The sequence below is a fragment of the Selenomonas bovis DSM 23594 genome (assembly GCF_000381005.1).
Lineage (GTDB): Bacteria > Bacillota > Negativicutes > Selenomonadales > Selenomonadaceae > Selenomonas_C > Selenomonas_C bovis.
The window spans coordinates 1-12,898 of record NZ_KB908417.1; the positions used below are offsets into that span (position 1 = coordinate 1).

Sequence of the window (12,898 nt, forward strand, 5' to 3'; positions counted from 1 at the left end):
GGGCACACGGATATACTTCCCGCTCTCATCCCTCGCCGCCCGCGTTCCCTTTGGCTTGCTGTCGCCCTTGATGCTGCCGACTATGGTCGAGCGGCAGCGCGGATGCAGCGGCGGCGCGTTGGTGCCGGGGCTGTAATCGTCGACAGGGTAGATATGCCCGTCATGGTCACGACAGGTCGCCGAGGTGCGCCGGTCAAGCGTTGCGACGAAGCGATAGTACTCCATACCGCTTTCCTTGATGCCGTCGAGGATGGCGCGGTTCTGGACGTAGTTCAGCTCCGTGCGGACGAGCCGGACGGCCTGCGAGTAGCCGACGTTCATGCGCTGCTCGACGTAGCGAGCGAGCTCGTCAGCGGAGCAGCCGCGGTGCATCCCTGCGGTGACTGTCCGCTGTATCGTCTCAGCCAGCTTCTCGCCATTCTTCCAGATGCGGGCGGAGTAGTTCTTCCCGCTCCATGGCGTCCGGATCACGTTCTCCAATGTCTCCGCATCGACGCGGCTGACCGGATGGATGAGCCCGCGTTTCTGGCCGATGTCATAGAGGTCATGATAGTAGAAATCCTTATAGGCCGACGGCAGGAACTTGTCCATGGCAGCCCGCACGTCTTTTGAGAGCTTGCCAATCTCGACGAGCGTGTCCGCGTAGAGCTTGTCAAGCCGTGTGATGCGGCTGCGCATGGCAAGCGTGTTCAGCTCGCGCAGGAGCTCGTTGTCGCCGGTCGTCTGGATTTCCTTGACATAATCCTCGATGTCCATGCGCCATGTCCGGTATTCCTGCCCCATGAGGAGGCGCTGCGCTTCGACCATGTCAAGGCCGTTGTCGTTTGCAAACCGCGCATAGAGCACGCGGATGTCGCTCTCGATGTGATACAGGGAGCGCGCGTAGAGGTCAAGCAGCTCTTTCTCAATCTCCCGTCGGCTTTTCCGGTGCCATGCTGCTTCCAGCTCCGTGTTCCGCTTCGCCCAGTATTCCTCGTTCGTCACTTGCCTCACCGCCTGTCATGCTCTCCTGCTCTTTCTGCAGCTCCTCCATTTCCTCGGCCGGATCCGTGACAAACGGCAGCAGAGAGAGGAGGCGCTTCTGCGAGACGAGGCCGTAGAGCTCTTTGACGATCTGCGCCTGCTCCGCATCGTTCGACGGCAGGTTCGCCGTGAAGGTAATCTCGATATCGCGGGAATCGATGTCTGCCGCATTCTTGAGCTTGAGCATCCCCGCGATGAGCTCGATGCGGCGCTGCAGCCCCTGCTTGAAGCCACGCTCCTTGCGGCTCCGTACCTGTTCGAGGCCGATGAGCTTGTACTTGATGGCGACGCCGGTCGCATTGCCTGCAAAGGCCTCATCGCTCATATCCGGCACGCTGGAGAACTTGTGGATGTCCTTCTGCAGGCGTGTCTTGATATTCTCGATGTAGGTATCGTTGAGGTTCTTGATGAGCCATTCCGCACCACCACCCTCATCGAGAGAAAGAACCTTGTTGCGCCGCAGCTCGGCGATGTCGTCACCTGTCGTGCCACCCATGCCCTTGAGCACGAGGTAGGCGTCCGTGAAGTCCTCCATATCATCGAGCGTCAAGGACTGCGCTTTGTTGTAGGCATCGACGAGCGTGATGACGCTCTCGAAGTCGCCGCGGCGCTCTTTGTTATTCTCATACTCCACGACGGGCACATCGTCAAAATAGTGTGGGCGAGCGTCCGCAATCACGCGCAGTGATCCGCTGTCGTAGGCGTAGCTTGTCACGTCGCGCTTGTCGTAGACATCGACGTACTCCTGATAGGTCACGCCGTCGAGATTGTAGACACGGAAATGCCGGATGGCGCAGATCACATTTTCCTCCAAGGACGCCTCACAGACGAGAATGACCTCCTCGGATGGCACCACCTGGAAACGGATTTTCGCGTCCGAGTCCATGTAGAGAAGTTCATAAGCAGCGCCTGTGATGGCTGCCTCCTCTGCCAGTCGGAGATTATGCGCGGCCTCGTCGTTGTAGCTCAGCACGTCTTGCAGCGCGTCGAGCTCGTCTTGATTCTCGGAAATGGACGAGTATGCTACCGGCTTGCCCATGAAGAAACCCGTGCTCATGTTGACGATGTACTCGCAGTAGTTCGCGACGATCTTGTTGTTCGGCGCGTTGTTTGCCCGCTGTTGTTTGTGTAGGATGTCATGCTCACCGAGGTAATAGCGCTTCAAGCGTAGTTCACGCCCTTTTGCCGTATCATGCCGGAGGCATATCGTGGCGATGTCCTGCAGGGACAATTCTGTTTTTGTCGTGAAAATCTTCATAGCCCGAATGCTCCTTTGCTGAATTGGCTGATATTGTGCAGGCGCATGACCTCAGACAGGCTATAGCGCAGGCTGTCGACTGCGTGATTGTCTTTGTCCGGGTAGGCGCTCACGAACTGCCCCTGACGGTTCTTTTCGTATTCGTAGGTGATGAACTCACGGTAGGTATTCGGCGCCCTCCGCTTGTCTATATAGATGTGCCCCCGGTCCTGCAGCCATTTGATGCCATGCTCTACGCTGTCAGGGCCTTTCTTTGCCCCGCTGATGCGCAAGCCGTAGCTCTGCATCTCGGCAATTGACTTCGGTTCTGCGGAATCGGCGAGGATACGATGCCGTCCGGCCTTAGCAGCAATTTTCTCTGCTGCCTGCTTGTTGAGTAATTTCTGCTGGTAAATTTCATCGAAGATGTAGATGTCCTCATGCTTTGCGTCGTAGTGGCAGGCGACAAATGCCAGCGGATCCACAGCAAAACCGAAGTCAAGACCGAAGTAAAGGCGGTCAAAATTCCCAATGAGCTCGTCGCTCATCCGCATGTCGCTGACGTTCTCAAACACAGCCCCGCCCGTGCCCGTGACCTTGCCGAGGTATTCATGCTCATAGGCGCGTTCATTCTTCTCCTTGAGCTTTTCCGCATCGTCAAAGAATCGTTCGCCGAGCCATTCCCGCGGCACGCCGAGATAGGTGGAGTGATGCACGAACCTGTCTGAATCCTCAAAGAGCTTTTCCTCATTCACCCAGTTGTTCTGACTTTTGGGCGGGTTGAAGGAGCAGAACTCCCAGTATTTGGGGCCGCCGCGCAATAGCGACTGATTGAGGTTGCGGATTTCCTCCATGCCGCTGAACTGGTCAAGCTCCTCGAACCACACAACGCCGATGTAGCCAAAAGGCAGCTTGATGGACTTGATTTTCTGCGGATCGTCGACACCGAAGAACAGGATTTTCTGGCCTGTCTTCTTGTACGTGATTTCATGTGGGCTTGTCTTGAAACGGAATTTGTTCGTGAGCCCCAGCGCATTGATACCCCACTGCATCTGCGGGTAGACACTTGTCTTGATGGTGTTGCCGACTTTGCGCAGGACAACTGCATGGCAATCGGGGTTCTTGATGAGTAGCTGCGGGATCTCGAGGCTTATCTCTGACGATTTCGTCGAGCCGCGGCCGCCCTCCAGCCAGTAGTAAGTATGGCCATGACGCACGATGTCACGGTGCAACGCATAGAAATGCGGCGCTACCACATCACTGAGCCTTACTGTTTTCGTCGTCGTCATCTCCTAAATCATCCACAATCGTCACGGCATCGTCGTCCACCTGCTCGGCCGCCCGAATCTCGGCCTCAAGCTTCTGCAGCTGTAGTTTCTGTTCTTTGGCATCGAGCTGCATCGGGTAGCGCTTGAGCAGGCTCTTCGCCGCATCGAGACGGTCTCGGGCAGATACTTGCACCGTGATGATGCGAGCGCCGCTCCTTCCTTCGCCTGTCCCTTCGACGACGACGCGCTCCTCTTTGACTTCGCCGCGCAGTGTCGATGTGAGGAACTGCAAGACCTCGTCAGCCTTGGCGATGCGCTTATCCTCGAGGTCCTTGAGCCTGGCATCGATGGCGGCCTTGACGCTAAGTTTTCCTAAGGTTTGTGCTCCTTGGGTTTGCGGTTGCTTATACCCTGCCCGTCTTGCGGCCTCGGTCTGATTTCCTGTTTCGATGTAATAATCAACAAAGCGTTTTTGCTTCTCTGTCAGCTTCATCTCACATGTTCACCACACTCCCTAAAAATTCCCACAAGAAAAGGCCACCGCCTGCGCAGTGACCTTCTCTTTATTCCGTTTTCATCATTCGCGCTGCACCGCTCCCCCAGTCGTCCCAATGCATCGCGAAAATGTCTCCTGTGCGCACTACGAATTACGCTTTTTATGAGGGCATGGCTCGCGGCCGCGCATGAGGTCGATGTAGGTCATGTGCTGCTCGCTCCGGCAGCGCCGCCCGACGCAGTACATATCCGCCCGGATGCAGAGACGATCCTCGTTGTACTTGCATTTGTCATTGTCGCAATGTATCGCCGTCATACGTCATACCTCATGGCCCGCCGGTTGACTCGATACAGCGCATCTTGTGTCATGCCTTCCCGTTTCATCTTCATTGCCTCGATTCCGCGCACGGAAAAGCCTCGGCACGATCTGCGCCGAGGCTCTTCGGTATCTATGTGTAAGGGGATTTCCTGCATCCCGGTCGCCCGGGTTTGCTCTTTTACTATCGTACTACGATTTTCCGGCTCTGAACTACAGTAGTTCAAAAAAACCTACATCCGCGCTTGTAGGCAATGAGCCGCGTGAGATCCAGTATCTCATCCCACCATGTATAGAGCGTCGTATCGCTCGGGCAGAAACGTTCCTCCGTCCCGCCGTATCTTGCGGCCATCGCCCGCGCGTACCGGTGTCGGACGTAGTTCGCCCAGTTGATGACATTCGGTTTCCTGTGCGCCTCCCTCCTGAGTGAGAGGAACAGGAGCTTTTTCTCTGATAAGGTGCTTTGCATTGCCTCGACGGCCAGCAGCCACTTCTCGGATGCGTCCAGATCCTCCATCCGGACGACTTTCCACTCCGTCTGCGATCCATTCCCCGCCGACCGTCCCAGCCCCGCCGGCCCAGGCAGTTGATCGCGGAGGTACTTGATGTTCTCGTAGTATTCTTTCTTCCTGCTCGCGTAGTTGAGAACCCAGAGCTTTGCCGTCTCTTTGTCCCGCGCGAGCTCTGCGCAAATGTCTTCGTCCTTCTCCGCCATGCGTGCGCCTCCCGCCTTCTCTTTCAGTCTATTCCTTCCTGCCCATCTGCTTCCTCCGCCCAGCGGAACGTCCGGCGCATATCGCTCTCATCCCGCTGGTGGTTGCAATAGTCTCTCACGATGTCACTTTCACAGAGATTCATCGCCGCCGCATTTTCCTTGCTGTACTCATTTCACTCTCCACCTATACCCTTATATGCGTTTTGCTATAGATGCCTGTTCTAGCGCGTCTCAGGCACTCAGAACGGCACTTCCTCATCTGGGATATACTGCCCGTTCGGCTTGGAATCGGCGAACAGGTCTAGCTGCTTGCCGATGTCATCCGCGATCAGGCGATGCTTGTAGTATTTCTTGCCGTCCTTTTCCCACTTGTCCTGCGTGATATGCCCGGTCACGATGACCTTGTCTTTGTTCTGCAGCTGGCCATCCCACGCCTGCGCCAGCCGATCGAATGCGGTCACGTCTATGCCGCCATACGTCGCCTTGCCGTCCTTGCCCTTGCCCTGGTAGTACGACAGGCGAAACGTCAGCACCGCCATGCCGCTCTTCGCCACACGGCTCTCCAGCTGGAAGACCGTGCCTGTCAAAGTCACATGATTCATGATCCCTTACTCCTTCCTGCTTCCTCGATAATCACCTTTTCGAGGTTCTCCTTGATTCCGTCAAAAAAACATCCTTCACTAGAATCATAGGCGCACTCCTCACAATCGTCATCTGTTACTCCACAAGCCATAAATGCGGCTTTGTCCACTTTGTTATAAATTTCCTTCAGGGCTTTAATCATACTCATCCATTTCTCCCTCTTCCTGCTTCCCACTCTCTGTAAATCTCAAACCAATCGGCTGCATCCATCGTGATCTTCCAGCGCGTGTTGTTGCGCCGGTGGGCCACAATGGGCAGGCTGCCGTCCGCTTTCATCCCGGCATCGCGCCGCGCCTGATCGAGCGCATCATCGATGTTCAAATGCTCGACGCGCTTGACCTCGATGTGGATGCCAGGCAGGCCGACACAGTCCGCCGCATCGCCCGTCTTGCCGCAATACTGCGCCGTCCGGCGTACCTCGTAGCCCATCGACCGGCAAAGGCGGGCAAACTCCAGCTCGCCGGCCTTGCCCTTGGCCCTGCTGTTTGTCATGTTCTCACCTTCCTAGAACAAAGAAATTTCTGCGCTGGCAATCTGCACATGCTGCCCCGTCTGTTCGAAGCGATCGCACCGCACTCTGAACCACTTCCCACCCGGAATCATCAGGCCGTTTGCAACCTTCGGCGGAATATACTCGCCGGACGTATCCTCGCCGAGATCACGCAAGCCGCTCAAAGCGGCAATGATATGGTTTCGGGCGAGGTTGAGGTTACAGCCGTCCGGCCATGCCGGGTCGCTGCATCCATTCTCGAACATATCTTGCCAGTGCTCCAGCTCTCTCCGCGCATATTCGCGCCTTGCCGCTATGGCATCCTCGTTGCCGAGCGGCTTCATCTGGAGGTACTTCTGTACGAGCTTGTCCAGATTTTTCTCTTTCATCGCCGCCCACTCCTTAATGTTCTTCCAGTAGTACGAGGTGAATCCAGCCCTTGCTCCGCCTTTTTGGGTTTGCCTCGGTCTTCTCAACGCGCTTCCTGGCGGCCGGGTACCTTGCCCATACGAGGGTCTGGCGCTTCACTTTGAGGAGCTTGGCCAGCTCGGAGAGCGTCCCTTCGCCGACATAACGGTCGCCGCGGTAAGCGGCATAGATGCTCGTGTTCACGCCCGTCCCTCCCCTCTGGCTTTCTCCGTCACGTAGGCCATCATGCAGCGCATGGCAGCGTTGATGAGATGCGTGTCCTTGCGATTACCAGCGCGGTAGAGATTCAGGTGGCGCATGGCGCGGGCGGCGTGTTCCTCGGGCGGGATTTGCCGCCATGTCTCACCCGGGTGCTTCTTGGCGCCTGCCGTGAGGCCGCGCGCGACAGCCTCCAGCCAGTTGGCGTCGATGTAGCGATATTCGTCCTCCTCGGTGTCTTGTGGATACGCCGGAGCAGCATCAGCGCGCTGATGATCTTTAGCGCACTGATTATCTTTTATCCCCGCATCGCGTTTCCATTTGTCTTCAAGCGCAAATCTACAGCCCATTGTGCCGGGATTGTGCTTACACGAGTCCCTACAATTGCATTTGCTACAATCAGTCTTAGTCATTGAGTAATCACACGCCGCATAATAGAGCGCCCACTTGTATTTCGTGATCATCTGCTTTTCTTTCTCACCCATGCGCGCGGCCTTATACTCATCTGGTTTCATGTTCATTCCTCCCCAGTACCCATCCGGTACCGGATTCTGTACCTACGGTACCTGATCCAGTACCTGATTCGGGTTGACCGGTACCTGATTCACGCCTCATCTTCCTCAGCTCGCCGGCCTTGCCCTTCACCTTACCGTTTGTCATGCTCTCACCTTCCTTTGGCTGGCTCCGCTAAATATCAAACACTGCGAGGTGTTGCGCAGCCGGTCCATGATGCGGCCGGAGTATGTTCCGGCCAACTCCTCCTTGCTGAGGTTCGTCGTCACGATGATCGGCAACATCTTGTTGTACCGCTCGGTGATGATGCTGTCGACTTTGCTGAGTACCCAGCCTTGGTCGGTATTCTCACTGCCGAGGTCATCGATGACCAGTAGCGGCGTCGAGCGGATGCGACGCTCATACCGTGCCCACTCCTCTTTGTTGAGAGCCCGCATCGTAAAGAGGTTATCGATGAGCGAGCACATCGGCACCATGAGGCAGCCGCCTTCCTTCACGCTCATCCAGTGCCGCATCACAGCCACAGCCATCGTCGTCTTGAGCGTGCCATAATTACCAGCGAGGATGAGGCCATAGCCACGCTTGACATTCTGCTGGATGTCATCAGCATAGGCCTTCACGGCCTTGTAGTTCTGCCGGATATCCCAGTCGGGCGGCAGGCCACGGCGCTCGATGCTCTCGAACGTGACACCCTGAAAGCGCTTGCCGATGCCAGCGAACTCGAGCGCCTTGATGTGCTTCTCCTGCTCGCGTGCATCAATCCCAGCCGGACTTCTCGTTGGCCCACTTGCGTCGCTCGGCTTCTGGATCAAAGTGGAGCGCTTTCTTGCGATTTTGAGCAGTATCCCTTGCAGGTCTGCGTCCATCTGCTTTTCCATGTCCATGTTCCTCCTCTGGATCGTCATATCCATTCTGCTCCCAGCTCTTCAGGATGCCCTCGATGTAGCCCATGCTGCGGCGGCCTCGATAGTCCGCCCGGTCAATGGCCTTGAGCAGAGCATCCTCGCCGTAGTGGTCCAGACAGTCGGAGAGACGTTCCAGATCTGCCGGGCTCGGTACAGGCCGGATGCTCTTCTCGTAGACCTCGACCACCTGCCGGAAGATCTCGTCTTGGGGTGGTGCTGTAGTAGAAGAGATATGTTTACTGTTTATACTGTTTATGTAGGGTTCGTTTTTCGAACCCTTGGGGGGTGCTATGGGTTCGTTTTTCGAACCCTTAGGGTTAGATTTTCGAACCCTTGGCTCTGTTAAGGGTTCGTTTTTCGAACCCTTGGGGGTGGTTATGGGTTCGTTTTTCGAACCCTTGGATGCATCATCATACAGCTGTATGAGATGGTATCGCGTCTTCATCTTGTGGCCCGGGTCGACGGATCGGATGAATCCCTTCTTCTCGAGCTCTCGTCTGGCGTCAATGATGGTCTTTTTCCATCCCATCCCCAGCTCACGCATCAGCTGTGAATTGGCTACCTCAAACCATTCGGGCCACTTCAGCTGATTGGCAATCAGGAACAACCGCAGGTACATAGCCTGTTCCCTGGCATTGAGCACGCCGATGCTCTTCTCGCCGAACGCATTCAGTTGTCTGACGTAGTTCATTGACGTGCCTCCTCAGCTTACAGATTCAGGTTGCCTTCCTCATTCAGGATCTCGCCGGTCTCTGGGTCAACGCGCTTCTCTCCCTCCGACTGCTCCTTGTCATAGTCGGCATCGATGGTCTCATACTCCGTCTCGTTCGGCGTGTCGAGGATGTCCGCCGTCTTCTCGGTGTAGTGCTTGATGGACTCGTCGGCGGCCACGGCTCGGACGAAGTCGGTCGCCATCGGCGCGTACTTGAGCACCTTCTTGATGACGGTCTTCTTGGCCATCTCATCGAAATTGGTCGACCACGGCGAGAACCCCTTGCCGGCCGCCTTGCTGAACTGGTGCATGTGTGCCTTGATGTCGTCCATGCTCATCACAGCAAAGCCGCTGCCGCCGTCTTTCGTGTGGTAAACGGCGTAGTAGAGGATGACCGGCCCGCGATCCGTGAGCGCCGGCACATGGCGGAGCTTCGGCTCGAGGCCGAGCTCATACTCGAATGTGTCGTTCTCGTGCACCTCATGCGCCTGCAGGTCCTTGCCGCCCGAGCGATAGAAGAGCGCCAGCAGGCCCTTATAGCCGATCTGGAACTGGCACTCGAGGACGCCGTGGTTGCGATACGGGATGAGATACGCCTGCCCGAGTGGGGTATTCGGCTCGAGACCGAGCTGCGCCGCCTGCATCATCGCGGCGAGGAAAGACGGCGGCGTGCACTCCTGCAACTGGTGATTTGACGAGAGCGCCGTCAGCACGATGCGCGTGAAGCGCTCCGGCGTCAGCACCGTCGGCAGGGCCTTGCCAATCTGCGGGAGCATGCTCATAACAAGGGACTGCAGCCCCTTCTTGCTCTCCGCCTGCTGGACCTCATTCTTCTTTGCGGCGATGATGCCGCCCTTGGTGGATGCCATAATAATCAACCCTTTCTGAATCATGCAATGCGGAAAACGCGGATCGGCTTGCCGACCTTGCTGTAAGCATCAAAAATGTCGGGATGGTCGGCCTTCAGGCGCTTGCTGTCGATAGACGTGCGCCCCTTCTGTGTTTTCCATGTGATGCGGCCGCCCCCATCCTCCGTGCCCCAGACAGCCGTCTCGTGGTCGCCCATGAACTCTTTCAGCCGGTTCTTGCTCGCCGTGATCTTCGCATCGAGCTCCTTCTTCTGCGCCTCGAGCTGACGGATAGCCTCGACCTCGGCCACCGCCCAGGACGGCAGCTCGATGCTCTCCGCTACACCGCCACAGAAGCGCTCGGCCAACGCCTCGGTGCAGGATGCCGAGCCGTCCACCTCGGGCGGCACACGGTCGGTGACGCATTTCCAAAAGGCCTGCTCCATCTCGAGCAGCGTCTGGATATCCTCCTCGTTGCGCTGAATCGTCTTCCATACGTAGTGCTGCCCGCCCACCAAGCAGGCGATGTACCAGACCGGCAAGCCCGTCACGAGCATGTAGTGCTGGCACTGGCAGTAATAGCTTGCCGGCACCTCGTCGCCTTCCCAGAGGGACGCCTTGAAGCCGTTGGCCGTCTTGCACTCAAGACCTGCCTTCTCACCTGCCACCATACGATCGACATTCGCGAAAAGGAACGGATGCTCCTCATCCTGCACCATGCCATGGCGGCGGACCTTCTTGCCCGTCTGGCGCGTGAACTCCTGCGCCACGACATCCTCGAGGCGGTTCCCCCAGTAGACCGGCTCACGGTCCGAGATATCCTCCGGCACGACCTGCCCCGTCTTCTCCAGCCAGAGCTCGTACTTACTCTTCCAAGGATTCAGCCCCACGATCGTGCCGGCATCACTGCCGCCGATGCCCTGCGTGCGCATCTTGAGCCATGCAGCACGATCCTGCATCTCATTGACCGTCATTATCATCTTTGTTGACATGATCTTTCCCCCTTACCGCAAAACCTCTTTCCATCTCAACCCTCCCACTCCTTCTCGATCTCGATGTCTACGTCACGGTCGTGCGGCATGCGGTTCTCCAGCAATACCGTCTCCGCCTCTACCTGCCGACGCGGCCCCGTGATACAGAGCGTCACGTAGCGGATCGCGTAGTCCTCGCGCTCATCGCGCGCATCCGCGGCGGCCTCCGCCTCCCAGTCGATCTCCTCTAGCGTCATTTTCTTGCCCTCCTGCCTGACTCCCGGATACCTTCCCGCCATGCTTCCATAGCTTCCGGATCGTCGCGAACTTCCAAGGCCCATCGAAGAATTTCTTCTCGTGGCAACGGATGCATAGCCCACGGGATTGTTTCCTCGCCCTGTTTCCTGGAACCAAACATGTATACCATATCATCGAAAGTGTTATTCCCGAGCAGCATCTCAACATGCCGCTCGCCATTTTCCTGTCGCTCTTCCACGCCGAGAAGCGTGTAGTTTTGCCGCTCACAGAAAATAGCGATCCTCTTTCTGATGATTTCATCATGTATCTCAGTACGCATCGCGCATCACCTCGCTGGTGTAATATTCGTCCTCCTCATCGCACTCGACACTCTCGACATCCGGCTCATAGTCATACATCACGACGGCCAGCCCCTCGCGCGCCGCATCTTCCGCCTTTTCAATGGCTTCCTCCTCCGAGTCTGCCGTGACACATGCGCGCACCGCGCGGAGCATCGTCAGGTCTATCGTGTATCTCCTTGCCATTGTGCTTACCTCCTGATCCGTGTTCGAAGCTGTCCTTCTTTCCTGTTGTTCTTGCGCTTTTTATGGTGCCGCCTCTCGATGAGGACGAGCTCCAGGCGGCACCGCCTTTTCCCGTCCTTCGATGGTTCGTTGACGCGGCGGCGGTATGCTGCCGTGAGCATGTACTGCACGGTGTCTCGTTTGATATGCCGGGCACGGGCGATCTCGTCGAGCGTCCCGTCCATGATGTTTTCTTCGCCCTTGTAGAGGGCGTAGATGTTTTCATTCCGGCAGGCTCTTCCCCCTGCGTTCATATTGTATTCCTCCCTTTTCCCTGCTATAATGCAGGGGATCACTTTGTGTTTCTTTTTATCATGGCCGCCCGAAAGGCGGCTTTTTTCTTTGCCCGCTCTTTGGCCTCCTCCGCTTCCCGCGCGGGGTTGCGCGGCACGCGGAGGCGCGGCTCCTGGAGCGCGTAGATTCCCTTCGCACCGCCGTTCGGCGCGAGAATGCTCTTGTCGACCGGGCCGAGGAGCTTGTCGAGCTCGTCGAGTTCTTCTTTTGTCGCTTGCCGCACGCGGCACTTCCCCGGCGCGACGGTGCCCGCGCGGTTTGTGACCACGATGAGGCGCGAGGGGTCGACGTTTGCTGTGTAATATTTCGTCATGGCCGCACCGCCCCGATCTGCATCGCCGCCAGGCCGAGCAGGCCGATGGTCACGAGCACGCGCCCGACGATCTCCCAGCCGTAGGGCGTCAGCAACGGCAGGCCATATTTCTTGATCCGCTCCATCCTTTTCCCTCCTACATCGTGATTTCCAGATCGCACTCACCCTTGAGCGCCTTGATGATGCCCTTCTCACCAAGCAACTTAACGTTCATCGCGTCGGCCAGCGCATTCATCTCATCCATCAACCGCATGAGCCGCTTATTGCCAAAGCCGAACTTATCATGCAGCACCCAAAGCACCATGAGCAGGCGCGTATTTACGGCTTTCTCCGCGGCGTCGCGAGCGCCTTTCCGGTACATCTCCTGCGCGAAGTACTCCACATCGCCCAGCGTCCGCAGTACCGGCGTGTGGCGCTGGATATTGCGCAGGGCCTCCGGCATTGGTTTCCGTCCCATCTACTCAACTCCTTCCAACAACAAGCACTCCAGCACACCCTCGAGCATGTCGCGCCACTCGTTGACAGTCTGCGGAGTAGCACAGCGCTTCAGCTCCATATCCGCCATGACATCCCGAACTTTGAGCACTGCACGCTTCCGCGCCCAGTCACCCTTTTCCAGGGCATGGAGTAGCTCCAAGAATATCTTCGCCTCCGCTTGTCTTTCCGTCATGCGCCGTTCAAAGCGCCGCCCGCGCTTCGTCTTGTGTT

At 57.2% G+C, this 12,898-nt stretch carries 24 protein-coding genes; all 24 read right to left on the reverse strand.

The window, feature by feature from the left end:
* The coding region (locus F599_RS0111925; RefSeq protein ID WP_019543747.1) for a minor capsid protein at positions 1-984 on the reverse strand (984 nt) is incomplete at its 3' end.
* On the reverse strand, positions 905-2,281 hold the full coding sequence (locus tag F599_RS0111930; protein WP_019543748.1) for a phage portal protein: 1,377 nt from the start codon (positions 2,279-2,281) through the stop codon (positions 905-907). The genes F599_RS0111930 and F599_RS0111925, both read right to left, overlap by 80 nt.
* Complete coding sequence (locus F599_RS0111935) at positions 2,278-3,549, reverse strand: PBSX family phage terminase large subunit (RefSeq protein ID WP_033369406.1); 1,272 nt, start codon at positions 3,547-3,549, stop codon at positions 2,278-2,280. Before F599_RS0111935 ends, F599_RS0111930 begins: the two co-directional genes overlap by 4 nt.
* Entirely contained in the window at positions 3,518-4,021 is a 504-nt protein-coding gene (locus F599_RS0111940; RefSeq protein ID WP_019543750.1) for a terminase small subunit, read from the reverse strand. Before F599_RS0111940 ends, F599_RS0111935 begins: the two co-directional genes overlap by 32 nt.
* Positions 4,022-4,168: 147 nt before the next feature.
* Positions 4,169-4,339, reverse strand: a complete 171-nt coding sequence (locus F599_RS15780) for a hypothetical protein (protein ID WP_019543751.1) — start codon at positions 4,337-4,339, stop codon at positions 4,169-4,171.
* A 223-nt stretch (positions 4,340-4,562) separates the two neighbouring features.
* Positions 4,563-5,054, reverse strand: a complete 492-nt coding sequence (locus tag F599_RS0111955) for a hypothetical protein (RefSeq protein ID WP_019543752.1) — start codon at positions 5,052-5,054, stop codon at positions 4,563-4,565.
* A 239-nt stretch (positions 5,055-5,293) separates the two neighbouring features.
* A complete protein-coding gene (locus tag F599_RS14970) occupies positions 5,294-5,656 on the reverse strand; it encodes a single-stranded DNA-binding protein (protein ID WP_019543754.1) in 363 nt (120 codons plus the stop codon).
* Positions 5,653-5,844, reverse strand: a complete 192-nt coding sequence (locus F599_RS0111970) for a hypothetical protein (RefSeq protein ID WP_019543755.1) — start codon at positions 5,842-5,844, stop codon at positions 5,653-5,655. Before F599_RS0111970 ends, F599_RS14970 begins: the two co-directional genes overlap by 4 nt.
* Positions 5,841-6,188 carry a hypothetical protein gene (locus tag F599_RS0111975; protein WP_019543756.1) on the reverse strand — a complete coding sequence of 116 codons (348 nt, stop codon included), beginning with the start codon at positions 6,186-6,188 and terminating at the stop codon, positions 5,841-5,843. Before F599_RS0111975 ends, F599_RS0111970 begins: the two co-directional genes overlap by 4 nt.
* A 12-nt stretch (positions 6,189-6,200) precedes the next feature.
* The gene (locus F599_RS0111980; RefSeq protein ID WP_019543757.1) at positions 6,201-6,575 is read right to left on the reverse strand and encodes a hypothetical protein; all 375 of its coding nucleotides are present in this window, start codon (positions 6,573-6,575) and stop codon (positions 6,201-6,203) included.
* A 13-nt stretch (positions 6,576-6,588) separates the two neighbouring features.
* Positions 6,589-6,798 carry a hypothetical protein gene (locus F599_RS14390; protein ID WP_033369407.1) on the reverse strand — a complete coding sequence of 70 codons (210 nt, stop codon included), beginning with the start codon at positions 6,796-6,798 and terminating at the stop codon, positions 6,589-6,591.
* A complete protein-coding gene (locus F599_RS16090) occupies positions 6,795-7,328 on the reverse strand; it encodes a dATP/dGTP diphosphohydrolase domain-containing protein (protein WP_019543758.1) in 534 nt (177 codons plus the stop codon). Before F599_RS16090 ends, F599_RS14390 begins: the two co-directional genes overlap by 4 nt.
* A 141-nt stretch (positions 7,329-7,469) precedes the next feature.
* Positions 7,470-8,138: an ATP-binding protein gene (locus F599_RS14400; RefSeq protein ID WP_019543759.1), complete on the reverse strand. Its 669-nt coding sequence runs from the start codon at positions 8,136-8,138 to the stop codon at positions 7,470-7,472.
* Positions 8,083-8,922 carry a DnaD domain-containing protein gene (locus F599_RS0112000; protein ID WP_019543760.1) on the reverse strand — a complete coding sequence of 280 codons (840 nt, stop codon included), beginning with the start codon at positions 8,920-8,922 and terminating at the stop codon, positions 8,083-8,085. The genes F599_RS14400 and F599_RS0112000 overlap by 56 nt, the downstream gene beginning before the upstream one ends.
* A 17-nt stretch (positions 8,923-8,939) precedes the next feature.
* Positions 8,940-9,812: a recombinase RecT gene (locus tag F599_RS0112005; RefSeq protein WP_019543761.1), complete on the reverse strand. Its 873-nt coding sequence runs from the start codon at positions 9,810-9,812 to the stop codon at positions 8,940-8,942.
* A 20-nt stretch (positions 9,813-9,832) separates the two neighbouring features.
* Positions 9,833-10,783, reverse strand: a complete 951-nt coding sequence (locus F599_RS0112010; protein WP_026327974.1) for a YqaJ viral recombinase family nuclease — start codon at positions 10,781-10,783, stop codon at positions 9,833-9,835.
* Positions 10,784-10,818: 35 nt separating this feature from the next.
* Positions 10,819-11,019, reverse strand: coding sequence for a hypothetical protein (locus F599_RS0112015; RefSeq protein ID WP_019543763.1), 201 nt, complete (start codon positions 11,017-11,019; stop codon positions 10,819-10,821).
* A complete protein-coding gene (locus F599_RS0112020; protein WP_019543764.1) occupies positions 11,016-11,339 on the reverse strand; it encodes a hypothetical protein in 324 nt (107 codons plus the stop codon). The genes F599_RS0112015 and F599_RS0112020 overlap by 4 nt, the downstream gene beginning before the upstream one ends.
* The gene (locus tag F599_RS0112025; protein ID WP_019543765.1) at positions 11,329-11,544 is read right to left on the reverse strand and encodes a hypothetical protein; all 216 of its coding nucleotides are present in this window, start codon (positions 11,542-11,544) and stop codon (positions 11,329-11,331) included. Before F599_RS0112025 ends, F599_RS0112020 begins: the two co-directional genes overlap by 11 nt.
* A gap of 5 nt (positions 11,545-11,549) precedes the next feature.
* A complete protein-coding gene (locus F599_RS14405) occupies positions 11,550-11,837 on the reverse strand; it encodes a hypothetical protein (protein WP_019543766.1) in 288 nt (95 codons plus the stop codon).
* 38 nt (positions 11,838-11,875) lie between these two features.
* The gene (locus F599_RS0112035; protein ID WP_019543767.1) at positions 11,876-12,190 is read right to left on the reverse strand and encodes a hypothetical protein; all 315 of its coding nucleotides are present in this window, start codon (positions 12,188-12,190) and stop codon (positions 11,876-11,878) included.
* The gene (locus tag F599_RS16205; RefSeq protein ID WP_019543685.1) at positions 12,187-12,315 is read right to left on the reverse strand and encodes a hypothetical protein; all 129 of its coding nucleotides are present in this window, start codon (positions 12,313-12,315) and stop codon (positions 12,187-12,189) included. The genes F599_RS0112035 and F599_RS16205 overlap by 4 nt, the downstream gene beginning before the upstream one ends.
* Before the next feature lie 11 nt (positions 12,316-12,326).
* A complete protein-coding gene (locus tag F599_RS0112045) occupies positions 12,327-12,647 on the reverse strand; it encodes a hypothetical protein (protein WP_019543686.1) in 321 nt (106 codons plus the stop codon).
* Positions 12,648-12,898, reverse strand: a 251-nt coding sequence (locus F599_RS0112050; RefSeq protein ID WP_026327975.1) for a hypothetical protein, incomplete at its 5' end; no start/stop codon positions are given. It abuts the gene before it with no gap.